At 67.6% G+C, this 23,491-nt stretch carries 27 protein-coding genes; 16 read left to right on the top strand and 11 right to left on the bottom strand.

Going from position 1 to position 23,491, the window contains the following annotated elements:
- Positions 1-139: 139 nt before the first annotated feature.
- A complete protein-coding gene (locus tag C5C17_RS03440; protein WP_104251983.1) occupies positions 140-1,162 on the bottom strand; it encodes an arsenic resistance protein in 1,023 nt (340 codons plus the stop codon).
- Positions 1,163-1,227: 65 nt separating this feature from the next.
- Here C5C17_RS03440 and C5C17_RS03435 point away from each other — a divergent pair, with 65 nt between their 5' ends.
- From C5C17_RS03435 to C5C17_RS03425, 3 genes are all read left to right on the top strand, one after another.
- On the top strand, positions 1,228-1,707 hold the full coding sequence (locus tag C5C17_RS03435) for a MerR family transcriptional regulator (RefSeq protein WP_104251982.1): 480 nt from the start codon (positions 1,228-1,230) through the stop codon (positions 1,705-1,707).
- 150 nt (positions 1,708-1,857) lie between these two features.
- Positions 1,858-2,349, top strand: a complete 492-nt coding sequence (locus C5C17_RS03430; protein ID WP_146079062.1) for a hypothetical protein — start codon at positions 1,858-1,860, stop codon at positions 2,347-2,349.
- 30 nt (positions 2,350-2,379) lie between these two features.
- Entirely contained in the window at positions 2,380-2,847 is a 468-nt protein-coding gene (locus C5C17_RS03425) for a hypothetical protein (RefSeq protein ID WP_104251980.1), read from the top strand.
- Positions 2,848-2,925: 78 nt separating this feature from the next.
- Here C5C17_RS03425 and C5C17_RS03420 read toward each other — a convergent pair whose 3' ends face one another.
- The 3 genes from C5C17_RS03420 to C5C17_RS03405 all read right to left on the bottom strand — a co-directional run bounded on the left by C5C17_RS03420 (position 2,926) and on the right by C5C17_RS03405 (position 5,238).
- Positions 2,926-3,429 carry a hypothetical protein gene (locus tag C5C17_RS03420; protein ID WP_104251979.1) on the bottom strand — a complete coding sequence of 168 codons (504 nt, stop codon included), beginning with the start codon at positions 3,427-3,429 and terminating at the stop codon, positions 2,926-2,928.
- Between the two features lie 118 nt (positions 3,430-3,547).
- Positions 3,548-3,808 carry a hypothetical protein gene (locus C5C17_RS03415; protein ID WP_104251978.1) on the bottom strand — a complete coding sequence of 87 codons (261 nt, stop codon included), beginning with the start codon at positions 3,806-3,808 and terminating at the stop codon, positions 3,548-3,550.
- A 452-nt stretch (positions 3,809-4,260) separates the two neighbouring features.
- Positions 4,261-5,238 (bottom strand): GlxA family transcriptional regulator, encoded by a 978-nt coding sequence (locus C5C17_RS03405; protein ID WP_104251977.1) that lies wholly within the window; start codon positions 5,236-5,238, stop codon positions 4,261-4,263.
- A gap of 124 nt (positions 5,239-5,362) precedes the next feature.
- Here C5C17_RS03405 and C5C17_RS03400 point away from each other — a divergent pair, with 124 nt between their 5' ends.
- The 3 genes from C5C17_RS03400 (at position 5,363) to C5C17_RS03390 (ending at position 7,583) form a co-directional block, all read left to right on the top strand.
- A complete protein-coding gene (locus tag C5C17_RS03400) occupies positions 5,363-6,001 on the top strand; it encodes an isochorismatase family protein (RefSeq protein ID WP_104251976.1) in 639 nt (212 codons plus the stop codon).
- 9 nt (positions 6,002-6,010) lie between these two features.
- Entirely contained in the window at positions 6,011-6,856 is an 846-nt protein-coding gene (locus C5C17_RS03395; RefSeq protein ID WP_181028469.1) for an HAD family hydrolase, read from the top strand.
- A 142-nt stretch (positions 6,857-6,998) separates the two neighbouring features.
- Positions 6,999-7,583 carry a TetR/AcrR family transcriptional regulator gene (locus tag C5C17_RS03390; RefSeq protein WP_104251974.1) on the top strand — a complete coding sequence of 195 codons (585 nt, stop codon included), beginning with the start codon at positions 6,999-7,001 and terminating at the stop codon, positions 7,581-7,583.
- Between the two features lie 24 nt (positions 7,584-7,607).
- Here the strand turns inward: C5C17_RS03390 and C5C17_RS03385 are convergent, their stop codons facing one another.
- Positions 7,608-9,011: an APC family permease gene (locus C5C17_RS03385; RefSeq protein WP_181028468.1), complete on the bottom strand. Its 1,404-nt coding sequence runs from the start codon at positions 9,009-9,011 to the stop codon at positions 7,608-7,610.
- A 148-nt stretch (positions 9,012-9,159) separates the two neighbouring features.
- Between C5C17_RS03385 and C5C17_RS03380 the strand changes: the two genes are divergently transcribed.
- The gene (locus C5C17_RS03380; RefSeq protein WP_181028467.1) at positions 9,160-10,842 is read left to right on the top strand and encodes an amidohydrolase; all 1,683 of its coding nucleotides are present in this window, start codon (positions 9,160-9,162) and stop codon (positions 10,840-10,842) included.
- A gap of 9 nt (positions 10,843-10,851) precedes the next feature.
- On the opposite strand, the gene C5C17_RS03375 is transcribed toward C5C17_RS03380, so the two are convergent.
- Positions 10,852-11,766 (bottom strand): SDR family NAD(P)-dependent oxidoreductase, encoded by a 915-nt coding sequence (locus C5C17_RS03375; RefSeq protein WP_104251971.1) that lies wholly within the window; start codon positions 11,764-11,766, stop codon positions 10,852-10,854.
- 107 nt (positions 11,767-11,873) lie between these two features.
- Between C5C17_RS03375 and C5C17_RS03370 the strand changes: the two genes are divergently transcribed.
- Together C5C17_RS03370 and C5C17_RS03365 are read left to right on the top strand one after the other, a co-directional pair.
- Positions 11,874-12,305, top strand: a complete 432-nt coding sequence (locus tag C5C17_RS03370) for a MarR family winged helix-turn-helix transcriptional regulator (RefSeq protein WP_104251970.1) — start codon at positions 11,874-11,876, stop codon at positions 12,303-12,305.
- A 25-nt stretch (positions 12,306-12,330) separates the two neighbouring features.
- A complete protein-coding gene (locus C5C17_RS03365) occupies positions 12,331-13,356 on the top strand; it encodes a nitronate monooxygenase (protein WP_104251969.1) in 1,026 nt (341 codons plus the stop codon).
- A gap of 68 nt (positions 13,357-13,424) precedes the next feature.
- On the opposite strand, the gene C5C17_RS18505 is transcribed toward C5C17_RS03365, so the two are convergent.
- Both C5C17_RS18505 and C5C17_RS03360 read right to left on the bottom strand, forming a co-directional pair.
- Entirely contained in the window at positions 13,425-13,577 is a 153-nt protein-coding gene (locus C5C17_RS18505; RefSeq protein WP_181028466.1) for a hypothetical protein, read from the bottom strand.
- Positions 13,578-13,639: 62 nt separating this feature from the next.
- Entirely contained in the window at positions 13,640-14,584 is a 945-nt protein-coding gene (locus C5C17_RS03360) for a MerR family transcriptional regulator (RefSeq protein WP_104251968.1), read from the bottom strand.
- 162 nt (positions 14,585-14,746) lie between these two features.
- Between C5C17_RS03360 and C5C17_RS03355 the strand changes: the two genes are divergently transcribed.
- From C5C17_RS03355 to C5C17_RS03330, 6 genes are all read left to right on the top strand, one after another.
- Positions 14,747-15,127 (top strand): GntR family transcriptional regulator, encoded by a 381-nt coding sequence (locus C5C17_RS03355; RefSeq protein WP_104251967.1) that lies wholly within the window; start codon positions 14,747-14,749, stop codon positions 15,125-15,127.
- Positions 15,120-15,968 carry an ABC transporter ATP-binding protein gene (locus tag C5C17_RS03350; RefSeq protein WP_181028465.1) on the top strand — a complete coding sequence of 283 codons (849 nt, stop codon included), beginning with the start codon at positions 15,120-15,122 and terminating at the stop codon, positions 15,966-15,968. Before C5C17_RS03355 ends, C5C17_RS03350 begins: the two co-directional genes overlap by 8 nt.
- On the top strand, positions 15,965-16,603 hold the full coding sequence (locus C5C17_RS03345; RefSeq protein ID WP_104251965.1) for an ABC-2 transporter permease: 639 nt from the start codon (positions 15,965-15,967) through the stop codon (positions 16,601-16,603). The genes C5C17_RS03350 and C5C17_RS03345 overlap by 4 nt, the downstream gene beginning before the upstream one ends.
- 61 nt (positions 16,604-16,664) lie before the next feature.
- Positions 16,665-17,045 (top strand): PadR family transcriptional regulator, encoded by a 381-nt coding sequence (locus C5C17_RS03340; RefSeq protein WP_104251964.1) that lies wholly within the window; start codon positions 16,665-16,667, stop codon positions 17,043-17,045.
- Positions 17,042-17,599, top strand: a complete 558-nt coding sequence (locus C5C17_RS03335) for a hypothetical protein (RefSeq protein WP_104251963.1) — start codon at positions 17,042-17,044, stop codon at positions 17,597-17,599. The genes C5C17_RS03340 and C5C17_RS03335 overlap by 4 nt, the downstream gene beginning before the upstream one ends.
- Positions 17,600-17,799: 200 nt before the next feature.
- A complete protein-coding gene (locus tag C5C17_RS03330) occupies positions 17,800-18,912 on the top strand; it encodes an acyl-CoA desaturase (protein ID WP_258065864.1) in 1,113 nt (370 codons plus the stop codon).
- A gap of 50 nt (positions 18,913-18,962) precedes the next feature.
- Here the strand turns inward: C5C17_RS03330 and C5C17_RS03325 are convergent, their stop codons facing one another.
- A complete protein-coding gene (locus C5C17_RS03325; RefSeq protein ID WP_258065862.1) occupies positions 18,963-20,282 on the bottom strand; it encodes an MFS transporter in 1,320 nt (439 codons plus the stop codon).
- Between the two features lie 169 nt (positions 20,283-20,451).
- Between C5C17_RS03325 and C5C17_RS03320 the strand changes: the two genes are divergently transcribed.
- Positions 20,452-21,090, top strand: a complete 639-nt coding sequence (locus C5C17_RS03320) for a TetR/AcrR family transcriptional regulator (RefSeq protein WP_104251960.1) — start codon at positions 20,452-20,454, stop codon at positions 21,088-21,090.
- Positions 21,091-21,275: 185 nt separating this feature from the next.
- On the opposite strand, the gene C5C17_RS03315 is transcribed toward C5C17_RS03320, so the two are convergent.
- A complete protein-coding gene (locus C5C17_RS03315) occupies positions 21,276-21,983 on the bottom strand; it encodes a GNAT family N-acetyltransferase (protein ID WP_181028464.1) in 708 nt (235 codons plus the stop codon).
- Positions 21,984-22,274: 291 nt separating this feature from the next.
- Positions 22,275-23,486, bottom strand: a complete 1,212-nt coding sequence (locus C5C17_RS03310; RefSeq protein ID WP_104251958.1) for an MFS transporter — start codon at positions 23,484-23,486, stop codon at positions 22,275-22,277.
- Between the last annotated feature and the right edge of the window lie 5 nt (positions 23,487-23,491).

The following is a 23,491-nucleotide window of genomic DNA, read 5'->3' as shown; positions in this document are numbered from 1 at the left end:
GCAGGAGCGCACCCGTCGCAGCAAGGGTGCGTGGCAGGGAACGCCGAGAGACGAAGCCAGGAGTCCGCGAAAACGTCGCGTCGTAGAGAGCCACACCCCAGCATCTCAGGCCTGCGAGCCTGCTGCCTGAGCGCGCCGGTCAGCTGCTGAACGAGCCCAGCGGTGTCTGCTCCCCGTCTCGTTGTCGCGTGGTCCTGGGGAGGATGCGCACGAGGGCGACCATGCCCACGAGTTCGACGAGCGTTTGCGTCACGACGACCACCGGAGCCAGCGCGAGCGCTGGTGGCAGGGCGAGCGCGAGTGGCAGCACGACGAGGGAGTTGCGAGTGGCACCGCTGAACGCCAGAGCTCGGGTCGCGGGAACGTCGAGGCGGAAGACTCGTCCGGCCAGGAGGCCGACGAACACCATGATCACGAGGAACGCGACGTAGATCGGCACGAGCGTGAGCAGCTGCGGCCCGGCAGCGCCAACCGCTCCGGCTTGGGATGCGACGACCGTGAAGAGGGTCGCCATCATGAGCGGCACCATCAGGTTCAGCATGCTGCGCTCGATCACCCGACCGCTGCGGCGTCGTTTCGCGAGGAGCTGGACGAGTGCGGCGGCACTGAGTGGCACCACGATCAGCAGCAGGAAGGCGCGCACGAACGGGCCGACCTCCACCACGGCCACCCCATCCGGGCCGAGGAAGATCAGCAGGTAGATCGGCAGGAGCAGCATCTGCGCGAGCATCAGCAGCGGGGCTGCCGCCAGCAGTCGGTCGGCTGCGCCGCCCGCGAGGCTGGCGAACACGATCACGTAGTCGATGCACGGCGTGAGGAGCACCAACAGCACCCCGAACAGCAAGGCCGGCTCATCCGCCACGAACCTCGAGAGTCCGTATGCGACGAGAGGCACGATCACGAAGTTCACGACCCCAGCGGCCCCGAGGAAGCGCCCATCGCGAAGTGACCTGCCGATGGCCGCGAACGGGACGCCCAGGAACGTCGCGAACAGCAGCAGCGCGAGCACCGGTTCGATCGCGATTTCGAGGTGGTGCGCCCCGGGGGCAAGGAGACCGAGCGCGCCGCCAGCGGCAATCGCCGCGAGGTACAGGGCGATCTGGCGGCGCTCTAGGACTGCGGGCGCGTCACGAGCTGGAGTTCGAGGTGGGTTGATGGGCACGACCCGACGGTAAACGTTCGACCCGCTCGATGGTCAAGCCCGCTCCACGCTCGTAAGCTCCCGGCATGCGTATCTCTGAGGTCAGCAGGCGGAGCGGGATCAGCGCGACCGCGCTGCGCTCCTACGAGAGCATCGGCCTCGTCACACCCCACCGCTCCAGCAGCGGTTACCGGGACTACGATGCCACCACCCTGCACCGACTCGATCTCATCGAAGCGAGCAAAGAGCTCGGACTCCCCCTCGCGGACATCAGCAGACACCTCGCTTCCCTGGAGGTCGACTCCTGCACCGACGTGCGCGAGCAACTGCGGCCGCTCCTCGCTGAACGCGTGCGGCAGATCGACGAAAAGCGGGCACGGCTGGACGAGCTCAGAGCACGGCTCACGGCCGCCAATCGTGGCCCTGCTGAGTGTCCTGACAGCGATGACAGGTGCTCCACGGAGTGCATATTCCGCACCTACGACGAGAGGACTGGAACCTGCTCCGCGCCCCCGGAGCGGGGCGCGGACCCGCGGACCGGACACGCCGAGCGACGACGCCCGTGAGCGTTAGCGCGCCGAAGATGCCGCTCATCGCCATCATCAAGCAGAGGTTCTCGTTGAGATAGGGCAGAGAGGTGACGCCCGACCTCGCAGATGCGCCGCGATCGCATCAGCATCAGCAGATCCCCGACCCGCCTCGACTAGCGTCGCCCCATGGGTTTCGCGCGGCCGGGTCGTGTCGTCGCTGTGCTCCAGTGGTTCCTGGCGGTAGTGATGCCGTTCTTCTCCGTGTTCGGGCGGATGCTGTTCACCGGCGAGCTCGGCTGGCTGGGGCTTTTCGGCATCGTCTTCAGCCCGGCCACGGCGATACTCCTTCTCGTGCCGCCCATCCTGACGCGCTTCGACCGCGAAGCGACGCGTCGGCGCAGCGTGCGCATCGCCTACGTGTGGGGCACTGTGGGCATCTGGGTCGCGCTCTTCGCGATCGCCCTGACGGCCCCGGACAGCGGCGACGTGCGCTCGTACCTTGCTCCGCTGCAGATGCTCACCGGCATCGGTCCCGACGCGACCATGGCCGTCACGATCGGCCTCGGCGCGGTTGCTGCCTCGGGTTGGCTGCTCGCCGTGGGCGTCGCCATCGCTGGGATCGTGCAGAGTCGGCGAGCGACCGCAGTCGGCGACTTCCCGGCGCAGCGCACATCCTGACCACCGCCCCCTCGACCCAGAAGGAACGTCATGCACGCCCATCCCCAGCAGGTGACCGGCGCACTCCTCGCGCTCAACGGCGCGAACGTGCCCTACGTGTTCCGCGCGACGCCGACCGGCGTCACGGGCACTTGGAACTACGCCGACGCCAAGTGGGCTGGCCCCTTCGCTGCCGGGGGTGTCGACCGCACCTTCGAAGCGCGCATCGACCTGCATGAAGACGGCACGTTCACGGTCACCAACCAGACGGACAGCTCCTCGGCGAGCATCGGTCCTGGCTCCGCGGGCTTCAGCCACACGAAGTTCAAGGGCAAGATCCGGTCGAAGAGCTTCAACAGCAGCGCGGCACCGATCGCCTCGGACCACTGCCAGCTCGGGCACACCTTTGGGTGGAAGTTCGACAGCGACGAGATCGAACGCCCGGCGCGGGACGTGCTCGCGCAGCACGGCTGGACCGAGCGGAAGTCTGGTTTCTGGTCCAAGCTCTTCGGGGCGTAGCCGCACGAAGTTCGCGCGTGCGTCGGTCGCTGCACGCTGAGCGAGGGCGGAGCGTTTCGCAGTGGATGCGCCGCTGCGTCACCGACCGCGGACGAAACGGTGCATCGGTGCCGACCGCGCGTCAGGCGCTCCCCCCTGCTCGAGCCAGGCGATGTGGGCGGTGACGAGCGCCAGCGCGGCCTCGCGGTTGACGGCCTCGCTCGAGGGCGCGCGCCGCGCATCCTTCGCCCGCTCGAGCCCCGGGGCCGACGAGTGCCAGAACAGCTCATGCAGCGCCCGCCACTCTGCCGCCCCCATCTCCTGCCGCACACTCCAGGTCACGCTGAACCGAGCAATCGCTCGTCCGGAATCATCGAACATCGCGAGCCAGTCGCCGCCACGAGGCACGCTGAACATGACCATCCGTCGGATGGCGCGAAACGGCACCGTGCGGCGCCGCGTGTGCAGCATTCTCTGCGTCAGGTCGACGGTTGCGCGCCCCGGGCCGAAGAACCGGATCAGGATCACCATCCCGACGACGAGCATCGGACTGGCGCCGATCGCCAGCGACTTGAGAGGTACTGCAGGGTCGAAGAGCAGCACCCGGCACCGACGCCGACGACCACTGCGGAGACGATCGCGGTAATGGCCATGGCCCCGATCCCCGCACGTCCGAACTCCACGCGACGGGTGGCAGCTTGCGCCACGGCCGAGGCCGCCATCAGGTGTAGAGCGTCACCTTGGACCAGTACTGTCCCCGCGCGGCGTCGTACTTGCACGGCGTGTAGAGCGCCGACCGGTAGCCGAACGACCAGTTGCGGATGTATGACTTCGCCGCCTGCGTGCACGAGCTCGGGTTGGAACCCCACACGTACTGGGATGCGCTCGCCGCTTCCGCAGATGGGGCGGCGGCAACGTTGGCACCGGCGCCGACGCCGACGGCAAGGGCGAGACTCGCGACAATAGTGAGCAGCTTCTTCATCGGGGGCTCCTTCAGCTGGGTCATTTCGAGTATGCGCAACCGCTCGCGCATCCGCCAGGTCAGAACTCCCCTCGCGAGAGTGCTCACCCGCGCATGGACACCCCGCGTCGCCAGTACCCATGAAGGCCACCTGCGCGCGGTCGATGCCGAGGTCCTTCACGAGGTGCCTGCGGAGCGTGGTGCCGCGTGCCGAGGTACTCGAGGACCTTGGGGATGAGCAGTTCACCGTGGTCGGCGTTGTCTCGCGGGAGCCAGATCACCGTGAATCTTGCGGGCGTGATGATACCGAGGGTGTCGCGACTTGACGGCACTTCGAGGAAGGGTCGTCCACTGACCCCACCGCCGAGCCACATCCGCGCCTGCTCGGGATCGGAGGGCATGCGGTCGATGCGTCGCCAGGCGACGACGAACGTCTCGCTCAGCAGGTCAGCCTCGTTTGCGTCGTGGAGGCCTCAAGCCTCGCCTCTCGTCGGAGAGGATGCCACACGGGTCTCGCCGAACCGCTTCCGGTAGCTCGACGGGGTGCTCCCGAATGCGGCCGCGAAGTTCTGCCGCAGGGTGACGGGGCTCCCGAATCCGCAGGCCGCGGCGATCTGGTCGACGGACAGCTCGCTGGTCTCGAGGAGGGTGCGCGCCTCGTCGAGGCGACGCGAGCGCACCCAGGCGGCCGGCGTCGCCCCTGTCTCGTCGCGGAAGGCGCGCACGAAGGAGCGCTCGCTGAGGTGCGCCGCTTGAGCGAGGCGCGCCACGCTGAGCTCCTCGCCGAGGTGCTCGAGCGCGAACGCGCAGGCCGCCGCGATCGCTCCCCCACTCGGGTCGGCGGGCACGGGCCGCTCGATGTACTGCGCCTGCCCGCCCTCCCGATGAGGCGCGACGACCAGGTGGCGCGCGACGCGGTTCGCGACCGCCGACCCGAGCCGCGTGCGCACGATGTGGAGGCAGGCGTCGATACCGGATGCGGTGCCTGCCGAGGTCATGACGTCCCCATGGTCGAGGTACAGCGCGGACGGCTCCACCGAGATCTCCGGATGGCGCCGCGCGAGCTGCTCGGTGCTCTTCCAGTGCGTCACGGCGCTGCGCCCGACCAACAGGCCCGCGTCCGCGAGCGCGTTCGCGCCAAGGCAGAGGCCCACGATAGGAACCTCTCTCGTGTGACGTTCTTGGAGCAGCTCCGCGAGCGCGGGGCTCGGCGCGACTCCATCCTGAATCCAGGAGGGCACCACGATGAGATCAGCGTCGCGAGCACTGTCGAGCCCCTCGATGCCACCGAGCGTATAGCCCTCCGACGTCGTCACCGAACCTGCAGTCTCGGAGAAGAAGGACGTCTGCCACGGCGCCGCGCCACTGCGCGCGACCTCGTCGAACACCAGATGCGGCACCGAGAGGTGGAACATCGAGGCCCCATCGAAGGCGTAGACCGCGATCTTCATGCGTTCCCCTTTGCTTGGCGTGATCTCATCGTAAGCGTGCATTCCTGCCAGTGGCACCACGAGTCGCGGCGGCAGAACATGGAGGCACGGCGCGTGCCGTCACCAACGTCTGGAGCAGAAGATCATGACCTCCCCTCGCAGAGCCCTCGTCCTCGTCGACGTGCAGCAGCAGTACTTCTCGGGCCCCCTCGAGATCCAGTTCCCACCGCTGGCCGAGTCCCTGCCCAACATCGCCGCCGCCATCGACGCGGTGGTCGATTCTGGAGTCCCGGTCGTGGCGGTCCAGCACACGGCCGGTGACCAGGCGCCCGTCTTCAACCCCACGACGCCTGAGTTCGCCCTGCACCCAGAGGTGGAGCAGCGTCGGCAGCCCGAGTGGAAGAGCGTCGTCAAGCAGTACGGCTCGGTGTTCGCCGACACGGACCTGCTCCCCTGGCTGCGAGATCAGGACGTCGACACGATCACCCTCATCGGCTTCATGACCAACAACTGCATCATCGCCTCGGCGGTCGAAGCGGAGGCGCACGGGATCGCCGTCGAGGTGCTCTCGGATGCGACCGGCGCCATCAACATCGCGAACAGCGCCGGCTTCGCCCCGGCCAAGACGGTGCACACCACGCTCATGACCCTGCTGCAGTCGAACTTCGCGGCCGTCGCGACCACCCGCGACTGGACGCAGGCACTCGCCGACGGCCAGCCGCTCGCGAAGGACAACCTCCCTTCGTCGGCGATGTACGGCGCAGAGCTCGCCGCGCGCGGGTAGATTTCGGTGGTGGATGCACCCAGGACGACCTCACGACGGGCGGTGTTCCTCGACATCGACGGCACCCTGACGACGGACCTCGGCGAGGTGCCGGAGTCGGCGCACGCCGCCATCAAGGAGGCGCAGGCCAACGGGCATCTCGTGTTCCTCGCGACGGGGCGCAGCCCGCTGGAGATCGACCCGCGGGTCGAGGCGGTCGGCTTCGACGGCATGGTGGCGGGCGCCGGCGCGTACGTCCTCTACAAGGGGTCGTGGATCGTCGACAAGCATCTCAGCGAGGCGGAGGCGACCGCCCTTACGCGCGCCCTCGACGAGCTCGGCGTCGACTACAGCCTGCAGGGTCGGCACGCCATGCACACGACGGTCGGGCACCGGTCGCGGATGCGGCGCATCCTGACCCAGCTCGGGTTCACCGACTTGGAGGAGTCGGGGCTCAGGCATCACGTCATCGACTCCGGCCCACTGGAGCTCGACCGGACCGCGAAGGTCGTGTTCAGCAGCGACGACCAGACGACGTTCGACCGGGTTCAGGCTCGACTCGGCACCGAGTACGCGATCGTCGGCGGCACCATGCCCGGTCTCGGCACGGGCGGCGGCGAGATCTCCATGCTCGGGGTGCACAAGGCGGCGGCCATCGAGGCGCTGCTGCCCTCGCTCGGCCTCGGCATCGAGGATGCGATCGCCGTCGGCGACAGCGGCAACGACCTCGAGATGCTGCTCGCCTGCGGTGTCGGCGTGGCGATGGGGAACGCGACGCCCGCCGCCAAGGAAGCCGCGGACTTCGTCACGTCCTCCGTCGACGACGACGGCCTGCACGCCGCGTTCGTGCGACTGGGGCTCATCGAGGGCAGCTAGCCAGCAGAGGTTGCCCCCCCCTCCTCACAATCGAGCATCTCCGTGAATCCGGTGGCCTCGCGAAAGGGACACCGAGGTCTGAGCGCGTCCTGCTTCCCGGTGGCGATCTCGTACTGTGGTGGGAAGTTGAAGGAGGGGCCAGATGGGCCGACCGAGTCTTGTGCACGAGCGACGCCCGCAGATCGTCGAGGCCGCGAAGCGAGTCATCGGCAAGTACGGGGTCGAGGGGGCGACACAGGAGCGCATAGCTTCCGAAGCTCAGCTGAGTCGGGCACACATCCGTCACTATGTCGGCAACCGCGACGAGCTCATCCAACTCGTCTGGAACTCGACGATGGAACCGTACGCACAAGAGATGCACGAACGCGTGCAGGCCGCGCACACCGGTCTTGGCCTCGCAGGAGTGCTCGACTTCCTCTTCGGCACCGGCGTCGAAGCGAGTCCAGACGATGCCGTTTTCGACGCGTTCCTGGCTTGGTCCCAGCACGACGAACGCGTCAGGGAACGCCTGCTCGACAGCTACGAGACGGTTGTTACCGAAGTCGCAGCCGCGATCAGAGCGACGTATCCGAAGATGGACGTCGCCGAGAGCGAGGCGCTTGGCTACGCCATGCTCTGCCTCACCATCGGGTCCTCAAGCATGAGCGTGCTCCAGTTCCCCGCCAAGCAGACCGGCCGACTTCGGGATGTGGCGGCGTCCATGATCCATGCGGCGGCGACTGTCTGAGAGCCACCACCACCGGACCGGGACTCAGCTGCGGTCGGCGCTCGGGACCTCGAGGCTGCGGGTGCCCTCGTCGTCGCCCACCTCATCCTCCGAACGAATCTGCGCGGGCAGACGGCGGAAGCCCTTCGTCGTGAAGCCGAGGTAGATCACTCCGATGATGAGCCAGGTGATGCCGAGCAGCTTCGCCGACGAATCGATGCTCACCCAGAGGGCGACATTGGTGGCGACGCCGATCAGCGGGAGAACGAGGTACCGGATCGCATCCGCACCCGACCGGCGGCGCAAGCGGATGAAGTAGTGGTTGATCACGGCGATGTTGACCATGATGAAGCCGGTGATGGCTCCGAAGCTCGTGAGCGAGGTCGCGCCGAGAAGGTTGTCGGTAAAGAACACGGCACCCATGGCCGCGACTGAGACGAGCACGATGTTGTTGACGGGGGTCCCGAATCGCGGCGAGAGCTTGCCGAAGAACCGCTTCGGGAGCAGGCCGTCCCGGCCCATGCCGTAGAGCACGCGTGAGACGGCGGCGACAGCGGCGATCGCGCAGAGGATGCTCGCGGCCTGGTCAGCGACGAAGAACGTGATGTTCAGTGCCTCTCCCCCGATGCGCGGCAGGAGCTCGAAGATCCCTGTGTCTGGGTCCTCGAACTCGGCGTACCCGTTGGGCCACGCGATCTGCAGGAAGTAGGCGATCGTCGCGAAGCCCAACCCTGCACCGACGCACATGATCAGGATCGCGCGCGGGATCGTGACGGTCGGTTCGTGGGTTTCCTCCGCAAGCGTCGAGACAGCATCGAACCCGAGGAACGAGACGGCGAGGATCGACGCCGCCCACATGACGTTCCCGAAGTTGAACGTGGCCGCGTTGTAGAGGGCCTCGGGCACGAAGAGGCCGCCCGCACCGCCGCCCTGCAGGACGTAGTTCACGATCAGGCCGATGAGCACGACAGCGAAGATGATCTGGGCCGAGACGACGGTGATGTTGAGTCGGCCCGAGATCTTGGCTCCGAGAATGTTCATGACTGCACCGAACGCAGCGGCGAGCACGACCCAGATTGCCGTCGGGATCGCGGGAACGTACTCCTCCATGTAGATCCCGAACAGCAGGTAACAGATCATCGGAAGCAGCATGTAGTCGAGCAGGAACACCCAACCTGTCGCGAATCCGAGGTAGGGATGCACGCTCTTCTGCACGTAGGTGTAGGCGGATCCTGCGACCGGGAAGGCCTTCACCATCTGCGCGTACGAGTACGCCGTGAAGAACATGACGACCAGCGTGACGAGGTACGCCAGAGCCATCATGCCGCCGCTGAGCTCGGTGGCGATGCCGTAGAAGTTGAAGATGGCCGTCGGGGCGAGGTAGGCAAGCCCGAATGCCAGAAGGTGACGCAGCTTGAGTGAACGGACGAACTGGGTGGCTTGACTCACGGGTGCTCCTCTGGGGTCTCCGTCGACTGCATTGTCGAGCGGAGTGGAGCACGAAGCGTGCCCTCTGACGAATAGATTACCAACATTGCTAATTTATGCCAGACTGCATTTCCGAGTTGTTACGTCTCTACCCGCAAGGAGCGCTCACGTGGACCTGATCTTGACGAACGGCAGATTCTTCACCGCCGACGAGGCCGCTCCGTGGGCGAGCGGAGTCGTCGTCCGTGACGGCCGGATCGCGCAGGTACTGGATGAGGACACCCCGGCGCCGCCAACGAGCGGGCAGCAGGTCCACGACCTGGGCGGACGACTCGTGCTGCCCGGTCTGATCGATGCCCACACACATCCCAGCGGTGTCGCGAAGAGCGCCTGGCACGTCCCCCTCCCGCAGACGGACGACGTGGATGCGATCCTCACCTTTATCCGCGCATACGGCGAGCAGCACCCGAAGGAAGCGGCGCCGTACCTGTTCTTCGAGTACTACCCGAGCACACTGTTCGCGGGAAGCGGCCCAACGAAGGACCTCCTCGACTCGGCCATCAGCGATCGCCCGGTGCTCTGCCAGGACTTCAGCGACCACGCACACTGGGTCAACTCGAAGATGCTCGAGCTGCTCGAGGTCGACGAGCACACACCGGACCCCGTGCCTGGCCTCGAGATGTTCGTCCGTGACGCACACGGCGTGCCGACGGGGCACATCCTCGAGTTCGCGCACCTCCGTTTCATCGACCGCCTGTACGACTCCATCGCGTGGCGCCCACCAGAGGAGCTGACCGCCGACAGCCTGAAGCCGTTCTTCGAGTTCATGACCCGGCACGGCGTTACGTCCCTCTTCGAGGCGCTCATCGAGGACGAGGACGTGCTCCCCGCGCTCCACGAGCTCCACCGACGCGGAGAGCTGCACACCAGGTACGAGGGCGCCGTTCGATTCCGGACCCTCGCGGACCTCCCCGATGCGATCGAACGAACTCAACGCCTCGACCGCGAGCACGGCACGGATCACATTCGCGTGCGGACACTCAAGCTCTTCCTCGACGGCACGAACGAGAGCGGGAACAGCGCGGTCCTCGCTCCCCTGGTCCACGACGACTCCGGCAGCCTCGGCGAGATGCAGATCGAGACCGACGAGCTCGTCAGCTGCCTGCTGCTGGCGAACGACGCGGAGATCGACGTGCACATCCACATGGTCGGCGACCGCGCGTTCCGAGCTGGGTGCGATGCCGTCGCGGCCGCCAAGGAGTCGCTGGCCGAGACGGGCGGTACCTGGCGGACGCAGGTGACGTTCGCGCACTGCGAGCTCATCGACCCGGCCGACATGCACCGGCCAGCCGAGCTCGGCATCATCGTCAACTGGACGAACCACTGGTCGGCAGGGTACTTCGGCGAAGAAGCGAAGAGCTACCTCGGGGAGGAGCGCTGGAATCGGATGTACGACTTCCGCGGCGTCCTGCAGGCCGGCGCCTCGATGACCTTCGCAAGCGACGTGGTGACGAACTACGAACTCCATCGGGGCAACCCCTTCTTCGGCATGCAGGTGGCGGCGACGCGGGTCGATCCGGAACTGCCTCTCGACCTCGACCGCTACCCGGGGAGCGTCCGGCCGAGCCGAGATTCGCGCTTCGACGTCACGGCGCTCGTGCGCGGGCACACCATCGAGGCGGCGCGGCAGCTCCGGATCGATGACAGAGTCGGGTCCCTCGAGGTCGGGAAGGACGCGAACCTCGTCGTCCTCGACAGGGACCTCTTCCACGTGGATCTCGATCAGCTCAGCCAGGTGAGCCCGTCTGCGATCCTGTTCGAAGGCCACCTGGCTTTCGGCTCGCTCACCTAAGCGCGAATTTCACCACCGAGGGACGATCGGGGCCCCGAGAAGCTCTTCGACCTGCATCCAGACTCGTCGGCCGAGCTCTGGGTTGAGGCTCGTGGTCGCGGGCGTTGCGAGGATCGGCGTGCCGGTGGCTCCCGTGCGCGGCCCGAAATAGGCGTCAGCTGGAACGACGTGCGCCGTCATCGCCGCGATCGCTGGTTGCGCAGCCATGTCCTTGCCCTGCGCGACCTTCGAGAACACCGGACCCATGAACGTGGCGAGTGCGCGCACGACCGTGGGGCGCTGATGCAGAGGTGGCCGATCCGGCGTCAACGCGTCGATCGCGGAGCCTGGATGACTGACGACCGATCTGACGGGAGAACCACTCGCGATGAGACGCCTGTCGAGCTCGAAACCCAGGATCTCTGCCGCATGCTTCGAGGCTGCGTAGGCGACTCGAGGGCGATAGGAGTCCGGAGCAAGCCAATCCCCCGCATCGAACGGGATCTTCTTCGTGAGGAAACTGCCTGTGCTGACGATCCGCGCCGCAGGAGCACGCATGAGCGCGGGGAAGCTCAACCGCAGGAGCTCGAGGTGGGCGAGGACGTTCACCCCGACAGTGGACTCCACACCGAAGGGCCCCTCAACGTAGCTCGGGTGGGCGGCAATGACGCCGGCGTTCATCACGAAGCCATGGACCGGCGGACCGACGCCGACGCGCGATCCGGCCGCGCGAACGGATGCGAGGTCTGAGAGATCGAGTTCGAGGCGCCGGTGGCGGGCGGGTTCTGGGAAGAGCGCAATCGCAGTCTGCGCGCGTTCCGCGGACCGGGCCGCCACGATGATCTGCGCACCGAGGCGTGCGAGCCCTTCGGCAATGAAGAAGCCGATACCGCTCGTGGCACCGGTGACGACGACCGACTGTCCTTCGAGTCGTGAGGTGTTCACAGCTCCGGCTCTCTGTTGGTGCGCGTGGGCGAGTAATTGATTCCTTCAAGTTCTGAAGTTACCCTAGCAGAAACTTCAAGTCTTGTAGCAAGTGCTAACGTGTGCACATGCAGGACGAACGCGCGCAGAAGCTGTCCGAGGCCCTCTTCGCCGTGTACGACGTCGTCGCGCGCACCAACGACGCCCTCGAACCAGCACTCCAGGAGTTCGCGCTCACCGCTGTCACTGCTCATCTCCTCTGGGTGATCGACCCCGATGCGCCCGCACCATCGATGAGCACAGCCGCCGAACGAACGCACTGCACCCCACAGAACGTGACCTTCATGTGCCACCAGCTCGAGGCCAAGGGGCTCGTGACCCGAAAACCGTCCCCCACCGATCTTCGACAGCGCGTCATCGAGCTGACCACGGAGGGACGCGTAGCCCGCGACGCGATCGTCAAGCTCGCCTCGACCAGCTCACCGTTCGCCGGCGTCGACGAGTCCGACCTGACGAAGATCACGGAGCTCCTCGGAAGCACCCCTTCGCGCCAGGACTGACCCGCCCACACGGAAAGGTACGAACATGACCCTCCCCTCGCCCCTGGACACGTTCAAGCGCATCGCCGTCGCGCCCATGGCTGGCGGTCCGAGCACTCCCGGCCTCGTCATCGCGGCCGCAAACGCAGGACACTTCGCGCAGCTCGCTGGCGGGTACAAGACAGCGGCGGCCCTGGAGGCGCAGATCGCTGAGGTGACCGAGGCAGGGGTGCCGGTCTTCGGTGTCAATCTCTTCGTCCCCAACCCCCACCCCATCGATGAAGCGGGGTACGCCGCGTACTGGGAGCGCATCCGGCAGCACGCGTCCACGCACGACGACGCCGCGACCATGGCGCCCAGGCTGGAAGACGACGACGAATGGGCGGAGAAGCTGGATGCTGTCATCCGCAGTCAAACCCCGGTGGTGAGCTTCACGTTCGGGCTCCCCTCACCGGACGTCTTTCGCAGGCTCCGGACGGCTGGGATCCTCATGATCCAGACGGTGACGTCCGTCGACGAGGCGCGACGGGCTGCAGCAGCCGGCGCCGATGCTCTCACCGTTCAGGGGTACGACGCCGGCGGTCACAGCGGCGTCTGGGATGCAGACATCTACCCGGAGAACGTCCCGCTCGCGACGCTCGTCGAGCGCGTGCGCACGGTCACGGACCTGCCGCTGATCGCGTCCGGTGGCATCACTCGCCGCGACCAGGTGCGCGAAGTGCTCGACGCGGGCGCAGACATGGTCGCGGTCGGAACCGCGGTGCTCCGGTCCGACGAGAGCGGAGCGTCCGCGACGCACAAGGCCGCGCTCGTCGACGAGCGCTACACGGAGACGACCCTCACGCGCGCCTTCACCGGCCGCCCCGCTCGGGCGCTCGTGAACGCCTTCGTCGAAAGCCACGCGGATGCGCCCGTCGGGTACCCGGCGCTCCATCACCTGACCCGCGCGATGCGGGCGAACGCGACGGCCGCGGGCGACAGCACGCTTGTCCACCTCTGGGCAGGCCAAGGGTGGCGCGACACCAAGGAAGGCCCGATCGTCCCGATCCTCGACGCCCTGGGGCGCCACTGAGTCTGACGACCCACAGGAGAAGTCGCTGAGATCACCAGCCGCGCGAGGGGCGTCGATCCGACGCGTCGTCACGAGGTGTAGAAGGTGACCTTCGACCAGTAGCGGCCCTTCGCGGCGGCGTATGCGCAGGGCGTGTACAGCGTCGCCCGGTACCCGAAGGACCAGTTTCGGATGTACGACTTCGCCGCCTGAGTGCACGAACCCGGAGTGGAACCGCACACATATTGATAGGAGGTCGCCGCTTCTGCGGCGTGAACACGCCGGTTACTGGAGCCCTGCTGGGTCAGTAGAGCTCGTTAGCCAGCTCCTGCGCCAGCTCCATGCTTCGCCAACGCGCGGGGGAGAAGTCGTACGGCATCATCTGCACGGCCTCGACAAGGCTCGTCGACCCGCGCGTCGCACCGGCGGCGGTCCGGCCATCCGGGCCATCGGCGCGGGTGGAGTCGGAGTCGGCGTCGGCGACGGGAGCTGGATGCGACTCCTCCCAGGCGTCGAACCGGTCGTTGTCGGCCTGCGCCAGGCCGGAGCTCTCGATGACCCCGTTGAGCTTGGCCTCGAATGCGGCCCGCTTGGCGGCCACCTCTGCCACGCGGGGGTCGTCGACGGCGACCGTGTCGTCGAGCGCTTCTTCGGCGGCGTCGACCCGGTCAGACTCGTCCCGCAGATCCGGGTGAGTGGCGAGGGCCATGAATCGTGAGGCCTGGACGGATGCGCCGAGCTCGCCGAAGATCCGCTCGGTGACGAGCAAGGCGTCCAGGTCGTCCTGCCGCAGAGCCCCGTCCGGCAGGTCTGCGAGGCGGCCGCTCACGACATCGGAGAGCAGCCCCAACCTGCTGCCCTGCGCGCGCATGCGCTGCACGGCCATCCGCTGCCGCTCGAGATCGGCCTGCCGGACGACGAGGGACTCCTCCAGTCGCTCCAGGATGCGCGCGACGTCATCGCCGTCGCCGCCGCCGCCGCTGTTGCCGCCGCTTTCGGCGGAGTCGGCCGCGCCCGCGAAGGCGTCCCGGATATCATCGAGGGCGATGCCGGCCTCAGCCATCCGGCGGATCCACAGCAGCTGGATCATCTCGTCGTAGCCGTAGCGGCGGCGGTCGTCGCTCCCCCGCTCGGGCTCCGAGACCAGGCCGATCTGGTGATAGTGGCGGATCGCGCGCGGAGTGGTGCCGACGAACTCGGCCGCGCCCCCGATCGTGACCTGGCGCGGCGGGATGAACGACGAGAACATGTGCGGCCTTCCTCTGGGTGGGCGGGATTGCATCCACTGCACCACATGACGCTACGGAAGCTGCAAGTCCGCGCTCGAGGTGACGGACCATCGTGCCGCAGACGACGGGTCTAGAATGAGAACTGTTCTAGTGTTATGGTGTTTATGTACAGTGGAGTTCGCATGCGGAAAGTACTGATCTCGACAAGCGCCTCGGCGCCCATCTACGAGCAGATCAAGACGCAGGTACGGTCGGCGATCCTGTCCGGAGACGTGGCGGCGGGCGAGACGTTGCCGTCACTGCGCCAGCTTGCTGCAGATCTCCGAGTGAGTGTCATCACGGTGACACGCGCCTACAACGACCTCGTCCACGAGGGCCTGGTCCGCAACGAGCACGGCCGCGGATTCGTCGTGCTGGAGGTCGACCCCACGATCGCCTCCGGAGCCCTGGAGCAGCGAGTTGCCGCCGCACTGCAGGAGCTGCTCATCGCAGCCCGGAGCGCCCACATCGACATCCACGAAATGCACCGACGCCTCGATGAGGCTTGGAGGAACAATGACTGACGACGCAGCGCAGATCACGGACCTGCGCATCACCCGCCCCGACTTCACGGTCGAGGACATCTCATTCACCATTCCACGCGGTTCCGTGGTCGGACTCGTCGGCCCGAACGGCGCCGGGAAGACCACGATCATCCGATCGCTGCTCGGCCTGATCACCCCCGATGCGGGACGCATCGAGGTGCTTGGCGGCCCCGCCGGCGCGAGCGCAGCCCTCGCGAAGACGGGCATCGTGCTGGACCGACCGACGGCCGCCGAAGACTGGCGCGTGACCTCGCTCGGCCGCAGGCTCGCGCCGTTCTACCCGAGGTGGGACCACACCCGCTTCGCGCAGCTGCTCGAGCAGTTCGCCATCCCACAGAAGCGACGAGTCGGTGAGCTCTCGCGAGGCCAGGGCGTGAAGCTCGCACTCTCGTGCGCACTGGCCCAGCGCCCCGAACTCCTCATCCTCGACGAGCCCTCGAGCGGCCTCGACCCGGCATCACGCCGAGAGATCACCGACGTGATCCGCGAGTTCATGGTCGCCCCGCAGCACGCGGTGCTGTTCTCGACGCACATCACGACCGACCTCGACGAGCTCGCCGACGACCTCATCGTGCTCGTGGGCGGGCGCATCGCGCACCGCGGCCCACTCCCCGACGTCAAGGAGAGCTTCGCCATCGCGCGCGGCACGGGAACGGTACCCGCGAGCGCCCTCGGCCCCCAGCACACCGGCCAGGGATGGTCCGCGCTCATCCGCGTGGACGACTCCCCGCTGTACGGACCTGAGATCGTCATCGACGAGGCGACCATCGACGACATCATCATCCACCTGAACGCCGCCCACGAGGAGGCAACAGCATGACGCTCGCATTCACTCGCTTCGACCTGATGTCGTGGGCCGTCAAGAAGCAGACGCTCCTGCTGCTCGCGTTCATCGCCCTCGTCGGCATCGTGCTCCCGGTACCGGGAATGGCGATCGCCGCATCCGCGCTCGTCACCTCACTCATCCTGTCCGCCCCATTCCTGGGCGATGAACGCGATCGACTCGACACGCTCTACGGAGTGCTCCCGATCTCGCGGAGCTCAGTCGTCGTCGGCCGCGCGGTCTCAGTGCTCCTGTACGGCCTCGCCGCCGTCGCCGTCGCGACCGTCGTGACCTTCGTCATGGCGTTGGTGCGCAACCGCGAGCTCGCGCCAGAGCTCCTCGTCGTGAGCTACGCGGCGGCGTTCGCGATCGTCGGCCTGGCGGTCGGCGTGCAGCTCCCCGTGCTCTTCCGCGTCGGCTACACCCGCGGACGCTTCATGGTCTACGCGCCGGTGATCGTCATCGCGGGTGGAGCATGGGTGGGCCAGGCCGCCGGCATCCTCGGCGACCAGACGTTCTCCGCACTGCCCCTCGAGGGTGTCGTCGCCGCGTGTGCCGCCACGGGCGTCATCGGCATCACCGTCGGCAAGGGCCTCGCTGTGCGGTTCTACCGAGCGCGCGAACTGCGCTGACCCTGCCCGCCCCGCACGCCATGCATTGCAATACCTTGCATTGCAAAGTAAAGTGCAATGCATGACAACCTCAGTCGGTGCGCAACTTCGCAAGGGTGTCGTCGAGTACTGCGTCCTCGGACTCCTCCAACAGGGGCCCATGTACGGGTGGCTGATCTCAGAACGACTGGTCTCCCTCGGGCTCATCGGCAGCATCGGAACGCTCTACCCGTTGATGACTCGCCTGCGCGAGCGCGGGCTGATCGCCGCGCACGCCGACGACTCCGACTCGGCGCGCCCCCGGAAGTACTACGCGCTCACCAGCCAGGGGCATGCCGAGCTGGAGCAGTTCCGGTCCCAGTGGGCACCGTTCGCGTCCGCCGTGGAGGAAGTCACCCAACCACGTACAACCACGACCGACAGCATCGGCTCGCGCGATCAGACGGAAGCAGGAGACCAATGAAGCCCTTCGAATCGCAGAACGAAGTCGCAGGCAGCTATCTGAAGGAACTCCAGACCGCGCTTCGCGACGGGGCACCCCAGGTTCGGGATGAAGTGCTCAACGACATCGCGGACACGCTCCGCGGACTCGACGTCGACGAGACCCGGGTTCGCATCCGGGAGCTCGGGGCGCCAGGCACGATCGCCGCCGACGCGATGGCGGCGACGACCTCGCTCGAAGACACCGGGCCGAGCCGCGCGTACCCGATCATCACGTCCATCGCCCTCGTCGCTGGCTGGTACCTGGTGCCGGTGCTCGGCTGGGTGGCCGGACTCGTCATGATCGGCGCGAGCCAGCACTGGTCGTCGCGAGTGCGCAGGAACGGCATCCTCGGGTCCGTGGCCGTCATCGTCGTCTCGACGATCGGGCTCTTCGCGTTCCGAGGGACAGACGCGTGGCTCGTCGGCGCCATCATCTTCGGCGCACTGCCGTTCCTCGGCAACATCTTCGTCGCCGACTACCTCCGCCGCCGGTGGGCGCTGCCCGGCCAGGACCTGGTGTCGACCGCGCGATAGCCTGCCTGCATGACAGGCAGCACCTTGCGATGGACCTCGAACCGCGGCCCGCGCGCTCTCGCCGGAGGCCCAGGCCCTCACCGGCCGAGCCCGCACCGGTTAGCTCCGCCACCGCCGTTCAACTAAGCTCCTTGCTCGGAATTGCAAGCCCTGCCACGGGGTCGCCTGACGCCTCGTGCCGACCGAGCAAGGAGCCGGCCGTGCAGTCGCCCGAACCGAAACTCACCCCAAGCAGCTACGGCGCGGTCCGCCGGACGAGTAAGCCAGAGAAGACCCCTCGGGTCACGCAGAGCTATAGCACCGTGTCGAAGGCGATCCGCCAGCAGGGGCTCCTCGATCGCACGCTCGGGTTCTACGGTTCCCTCGCCGCGGGTCTCCTCGTCGCGCTCGCCGCCGCGATCGCCGGCTTCGTCCTGCTTGGCGACAGCTGGTTCCAGCTGTTCATCGCGGCGGCGCTCGGGGTCATCTTCACCCAGTTCGCGTTCCTCGCGCACGAAGCATCCCACCGTCAGGTCCTGACCTCCGGCAGGGCGAACGACCGTCTCGGCAGGTTCCTTGCGGCCGGCATCGTCGGCATGAGCTACAGCTGGTGGATGACGAAGCACACGCGTCACCACGCCAACCCCAACAAGAAGGGGAAGGACCCGGACATCGACTTCGACACGATCTCGTTCACGGAGGAGTCGGCTCGCGAGCAGCGTGGCCTGCTGGCGGTGATCACTCGCAAGCAGGGATACCTGTTCTTCCCACTGCTGACGTTCGAGGGGTACAACCTCCACTATCGGTCGATCAGGTCGCTGTTCGCGCGCGAGAAGATCACGGGCCGGTGGGTGGAGTTGACGATGATCGCGGTCCGTTTCGCGATCTACCTCGGCGCGATCTTCTGGATGCTCCCGCTCGGTTTGGCGGTCGCGTTCGTCGCCGTGCAGATGGCGGTCTTCGGCGTCTACATGGGGGCGTCGTTCGCCCCCAACCACAAGGGCATGCCGCTCATCCCCGCCGACGTGAAGCTCGACTTCTTCAGCAGGCAGGTGCTCACCTCGCGCAACATCCGAGGCGGCTGGTGGGCCAGCGCCCTCATGGGCGGGCTCAACTACCAGATCGAGCACCACCTCTTCCCAAGCATGCCCAGACCGCACCTTGCGCGCGCCCGCGAGATCATCCGCGACTACTGCGAAGCGCAGGACGTGCCGTACACCGAGACCTCGCTGCTGGAGTCGTACCGCATCGTGATCGAGTACCTCAACCGAGTCGGGCTGCAGGCTCGCGACCCGTTCGACTGCCCCGTCGCTGGCGACTTCCGGCGGCGATAGGGAGGCCACGCGGGCCGATCTCGCGCGATGCTCGACACCGTCGCCTTTCGCTACTCCATCTCCGGCTTCGCCCCGTTCGCCCGCTCCGCGAGACGACCAGCGATCCACACACCCAGCAGGGCGAGCGCGGCGGTGGCCCCGAACACCGCGAGGAACGCGGGCGTCGTGGCGCCAAGCCGTGCGACCATCGCCCCGCCGAGTCCGGCTATGACGGCCGTCGCGAGGGTCTGCGCGAGCTGCAGGCTCGCGCTGATACTCCCCGCGGCCGAGGTCGGCGTGGCCGACATGGTCGCCGCCGTCGACGCGTTGAAGGCGATGCCCATCCCGACGCCCGCGATGGCCCAGCCGATGACCGCCCACCCGGGCCAGACTGCGGGGAGCGCGACGGCCGCCCCCATGAGCAGCTGGCCGCCGAGCAGCACGAGCATCCCGAGCCTTGTCGAGCGCGAGCGTCGACCAGGTCGGGCGGCGTCGATCCGCGCCTGCACAAACGAACCGACGGTCCAGGCGAGCGCGCCTGCGGCCAGCCCGAGGCCTGCGATCGTGACGTCGAGGCCGTGGATGCGCGTGAGGCCGAGCGGCAGGAACGCCTCGGACCCGAAGTACACGCCGCACAGGATGAACCGCACGACGACTCCGGCTGGCGCGCCACGGCGCGCGCGGAAGGAGCCCTTGGGAAGGGTGCGGCGCAAGCCCACCCAGGCCCCCACGGCCCCCACGACGATGAGCGCGAGCATCAGCGGGAGCGCGTCGGCCTCGAGGCCGAAGAGCACAGCTCCTGTCCCGGCCGCGAGGAGGACGGAGAACCAGACTGGCGCGGAGAACAACGTTCGGCCCTTTTCTCTCGGCCGCGCAGAAACTCGACGTGCACCCGGCAGGACGAGGGGAAGCAGGAGGAGCGTGATCGGCGCGATCGTCCAGAACACGACCCGCCAGTCGAGCACCGCCGTGAGCACGCCCGCGAAGACGGGCCCGAGAAGCGAGGGGATCGTCCACGCCGACGACAGGAACGCGAACATGACGGCCTGGAGCCGGGGCGGATACGCGAGTCCGACCAGGCTGTACGCGTAGGCCATGATGGCGCCGACCCCGAACCCCTGAAGCGCTCGGGCGGCTACGAACATGCCCCACCCGGAGGCGAGGCCAGCGAGCAGACAGCCGAGTGCGAAGACCAGGCTGCCGGCCACGACCGACCGCGCCGGGCCTCTTTGATCGATGTCCCTCCCGGCGACGACGGTGCCGACGATGCTCGCGAGCATGAGCGCTGAGAGTCCCCAGCCGTACCCGCTCAGGCCACCTAGCTCTTCGGCGACGACCGGGAGAACGGTAGCGACCCCGAGGGACTCGAACGCGACCGCGCCAACGCTCACGAGTATCCCAATCGTGAACCCTCGCAGCCGGGGCGAGAAGACACCTCCGGCTTCGCCTTCCGCGCGCACTCCTGTTCGTGCCGTCGAGCCCGATTCTTCGTGTCGCATGCTGACTCCTCTTCATTACATTCCACATCGGAACGTAATGAATGTAGGGTACGGTGAGGTCATGCCGCAACCAGAGCCGCACGCCGAGCCCCGGGCCCGATCGGCGCCACATGGGCGTCCCCGCGACACGACGATCGATGCCCGTGCGACCGAGGCGGTCATCAGCCTGCTCGACACCGGTCAGTACCGCGCACTCACCATGGAGAACGTCGCGGCAGCAGCCGGCACGAGCAAGCCGGCGCTTCGGCGGCGCTGGAAGAGCCTGCCGGGCATCGTCGTGCACACGCTCATCTCGGTGCTCGGAACGACACCGACTCCGAATACCGGCTGCGTGCACTGCGACCTCGTCAGCGGCATCTCGAACATCGCCGACGGGTTCGGCAACTCCCCCATCACTCGTGCGCTCCCCGGGCTCCTCGCCGACCTCGAGGCAGACCCAGAGCTCCGCGAGCTGTTCCTCCGCGAGTACTTCGAGGCTCGCCGTGCCACCACCAGGACAGTGCTGGAGCACGCCATCGAGCGAGGAGACCTACGAGCAGACCTCGATATGGAGCTCACCCTCGACCTACTGGCGGCCCCGCTCTACTACCGGGCGTTCTTCGGCCACCAGCCGATCGACGCGAAGCTCGCCGAGCGCACGGTACTCAGCGTTCTGTCCGGCATCGCCGCCCCCGCCTGGCGGGAGCAACTACACACCTAGGTGCCGCCGACCGAGGCTCCCTCAACTCTTCGAAGAGCAGCAAGTGATGCTGCCCGCTGCGGCAGCGCCCACGACACGCGGACATCGATCCTGCAGACGCCCAACGACGCCCCGATCGCCCGATCTCCGCGAAGTCCTCGCTGTCCGACCGCCACAGAGAGCGACCCTCCCGATGCGACGCGTCGTCATTCCTCGGCGGTGACGACTTCCCAGAGGCCGAAGGGCGTGAAGCCCGCGGCCCGCGCCAGCGCAACGGACGCCACGTTGTCCTCCTGGCAGCGGTACTGCGGCTCGTATCCCCGCGAGAGTGCTGCCGAGCTCGCCGCGCGGACTGTCGTGCGGCCAAGGCCTCGACCGCGGAACTCGGGGAGCGTGATCCCGCCGAGATCTGCCAGTCGAGTGCCGTCCCAGGGATACATGCTCACGGCGGAGGCAAGCCTGTCACCGACGAAGGTGCCGAACACGAGCCAGTGGTCGAGTTCGACGAACGCCTCGTCGAGATCAGCCTCGGGTGCTGCTGCTGTCAGTTCTTCGAAGGCGGGAGCATCCGCTTCCGTCAGCTGCCGGGTTGCTGGGCTGGGTGCCTCGCCGCGAAGCACGGCCTGCGCGTCGAGCGTCAGATAGAAGAGATGATCCGCGCCGTTGAGCGTCACGCCGGCACGCTCGAGGACGAGCCCGAGCGAGGCGTCGTCGATGCGGTCCCCCTCAGCAAGCGCGAGTTCACGGGCGCGTGCCGGCGTCAGGGAGACGAGCACCGGGCCCGCCTCCACACGCAGGCGCGCCACCGATCGACGCTCGGGCAGTGTCGGGTCGACCACGACGAGGGCAAGGTCGCTGACGCCCGCATCCAGCACAGTCGGCATCCACTGGTCGGTCACGAAAGAGGAGAACACGGCATTCATACTGCCCGAGATCGGGGACGACGGCGCCAGCGGCGCTGACCACTCGCGAAGGCCAGCCCCGTCAGCGGCGACGTCTTGCGGCGATGGACGGCGCGAGGCCTATCGCTCTCGGACCCTCCACGACGCCGAGCGCTGACGCGATCCGATGATCATCGTGCTCCGCACGGTTCATGACGTTTCCTTCTCGTCAGCAAGGGGCTCCCGTCGGAGAAGAGCACGATCGTCTTCGGTGTGAGATCAGGCCAGGCCGACCCGTGCGCTTGGAGCCGACGCCCGCCCGCCTCAGTCATTGAGGAGCACCTCCGACCTGGCCGGCAGCGTGCCCGCCGCGACCATGCAGCAGACCACGAACACTCCGCCCCCGACGGCGACCGGGATCGCGAGGTCGATCGACCCCAGGAGTCCGCCGAGCGTCGCGCCGACTGCGAGTCCCAGGAGGCTGAGCACGCGCGTGCTCGCGCCGACGCGGCCGAGCAGCTCGTCGGGGATGAGGTGCTGCCGGAGGGACTGCGCGCAGACGTTCCAGACTGTCGCGTGCAGGATGTAGAGCGCCAGGAGCACGCCAGCGACGATCGCATGCGTCGTGACGGCGAGCCCCCCGAGGGTCACGGCTCCGAGTGCAAGACTCGCCGCGATCGTCCACCGGTACCCGAGCCCCGTACGAAGTCGGGCGGCCAGGAACGTGCCAAGCAGCCCGCCGAGGGCCGACCACGCGAGCAGCAGCCCGTACCCGGTGCCGTCCAGTCCGAGGCGCTCTTCGGCGAACAGCACGAGAATCGAGAAGGGCAGCATGTAGCCGACGCTCGCCAGGGCTCCGATCAGCGCCAGGCTGCCGACGATTCGGTGGCGCGCCAGCCATACGGTGCCTTCGCGTACCTCGACGGCGAGGGAACGTCGAGCGCTGACCGTTTCCTCGCCTCGCCTGACCGCGTTCCGGATCGGCAGCGCGAGCGCGACGAGGCCCGCGACGGCCCACAGCCCACCCATCGCGTAGACGGGCATCGCCGCGGCAACGGCGAACAGAAAGCCCCCGAGGGGAGGGCCCGCGAACTCGTCGGCGACGAGCTGCGCGGCCGCGACCTTGCCGTTCGCGGAGTCGAGCCGCTCGCGGTCGACCAGCGACGGCAGGATCGCCGAGGCCGCGTTGTCGGCCATGCTCTCCAGCGTCGCGACCACGGCCATCGCCGCGTACAGGATCAGCAGCGTGAGGACGCCGAACTGGATGGCCAGAGCGAGCCCCAGCAAGGAGCAGCCGCGGAGCAGGTTCGCCGCGACGAGCAGGGTGCGGCGGTCGAACCGGTCGATCCAGACTCCGATGGGCAGCGCAACCAGCAGACGGACGAGCGCATAGAGCGTCGCCAGGCCTGCCACGAGGCGCGGGTCGTCGGTGACCGCGGCAGCGAGCAACGGCATCGACACGAAGGCGATGCCGTCCGCCAGGTTCGACAGGGCGTTCGCGCTCCAGAGCACACGGAAACCCCGACCGAACGGCATCCAGG

Source organism: Pseudoclavibacter sp. RFBA6 (genome assembly GCF_002931575.1).
GTDB lineage: Bacteria > Actinomycetota > Actinomycetes > Actinomycetales > Microbacteriaceae > Pseudoclavibacter > Pseudoclavibacter terrae.
The sequence above is the reverse complement of the archived record's forward strand: the minus strand, read 5'-3'. Positions and strand labels throughout refer to the sequence as shown.

Bases quoted from the DNA above. Each gene is read 5' to 3' on its own strand.
- C5C17_RS03435 (WP_104251982.1), top strand. From the start codon at position 1,228: ATGCGTATCTCTGAGGTCAGCAGGCGGAGCGGGATCAGCGCGACCGCG.
- C5C17_RS03430 (WP_146079062.1), top strand. From the start codon at position 1,858: ATGGGTTTCGCGCGGCCGGGTCGTGTCGTCGCTGTGCTCCAGTGGTTC.
- C5C17_RS03425 (WP_104251980.1), top strand. From the start codon at position 2,380: ATGCACGCCCATCCCCAGCAGGTGACCGGCGCACTCCTCGCGCTCAAC.
- C5C17_RS03415 (WP_104251978.1), bottom strand. From the start codon at position 3,808: ATGAAGAAGCTGCTCACTATTGTCGCGAGTCTCGCCCTTGCCGTCGGC.
- C5C17_RS03405 (WP_104251977.1), bottom strand. From the start codon at position 5,238: ATGAAGATCGCGGTCTACGCCTTCGATGGGGCCTCGATGTTCCACCTC.
- C5C17_RS03400 (WP_104251976.1), top strand. From the start codon at position 5,363: ATGACCTCCCCTCGCAGAGCCCTCGTCCTCGTCGACGTGCAGCAGCAG.
- C5C17_RS03390 (WP_104251974.1), top strand. From the start codon at position 6,999: ATGGGCCGACCGAGTCTTGTGCACGAGCGACGCCCGCAGATCGTCGAG.
- C5C17_RS03370 (WP_104251970.1), top strand. From the start codon at position 11,874: ATGCAGGACGAACGCGCGCAGAAGCTGTCCGAGGCCCTCTTCGCCGTG.
- C5C17_RS03365 (WP_104251969.1), top strand. From the start codon at position 12,331: ATGACCCTCCCCTCGCCCCTGGACACGTTCAAGCGCATCGCCGTCGCG.
- C5C17_RS03360 (WP_104251968.1), bottom strand. From the start codon at position 14,584: ATGTTCTCGTCGTTCATCCCGCCGCGCCAGGTCACGATCGGGGGCGCG.
- C5C17_RS03355 (WP_104251967.1), top strand. From the start codon at position 14,747: ATGCGGAAAGTACTGATCTCGACAAGCGCCTCGGCGCCCATCTACGAG.
- C5C17_RS03350 (WP_181028465.1), top strand. From the start codon at position 15,120: ATGACTGACGACGCAGCGCAGATCACGGACCTGCGCATCACCCGCCCC.
- C5C17_RS03345 (WP_104251965.1), top strand. From the start codon at position 15,965: ATGACGCTCGCATTCACTCGCTTCGACCTGATGTCGTGGGCCGTCAAG.
- C5C17_RS03340 (WP_104251964.1), top strand. From the start codon at position 16,665: ATGACAACCTCAGTCGGTGCGCAACTTCGCAAGGGTGTCGTCGAGTAC.
- C5C17_RS03335 (WP_104251963.1), top strand. From the start codon at position 17,042: ATGAAGCCCTTCGAATCGCAGAACGAAGTCGCAGGCAGCTATCTGAAG.
- C5C17_RS03320 (WP_104251960.1), top strand. From the start codon at position 20,452: ATGCCGCAACCAGAGCCGCACGCCGAGCCCCGGGCCCGATCGGCGCCA.
- C5C17_RS03310 (WP_104251958.1), bottom strand. From the start codon at position 23,486: ATGCCGTTCGGTCGGGGTTTCCGTGTGCTCTGGAGCGCGAACGCCCTG.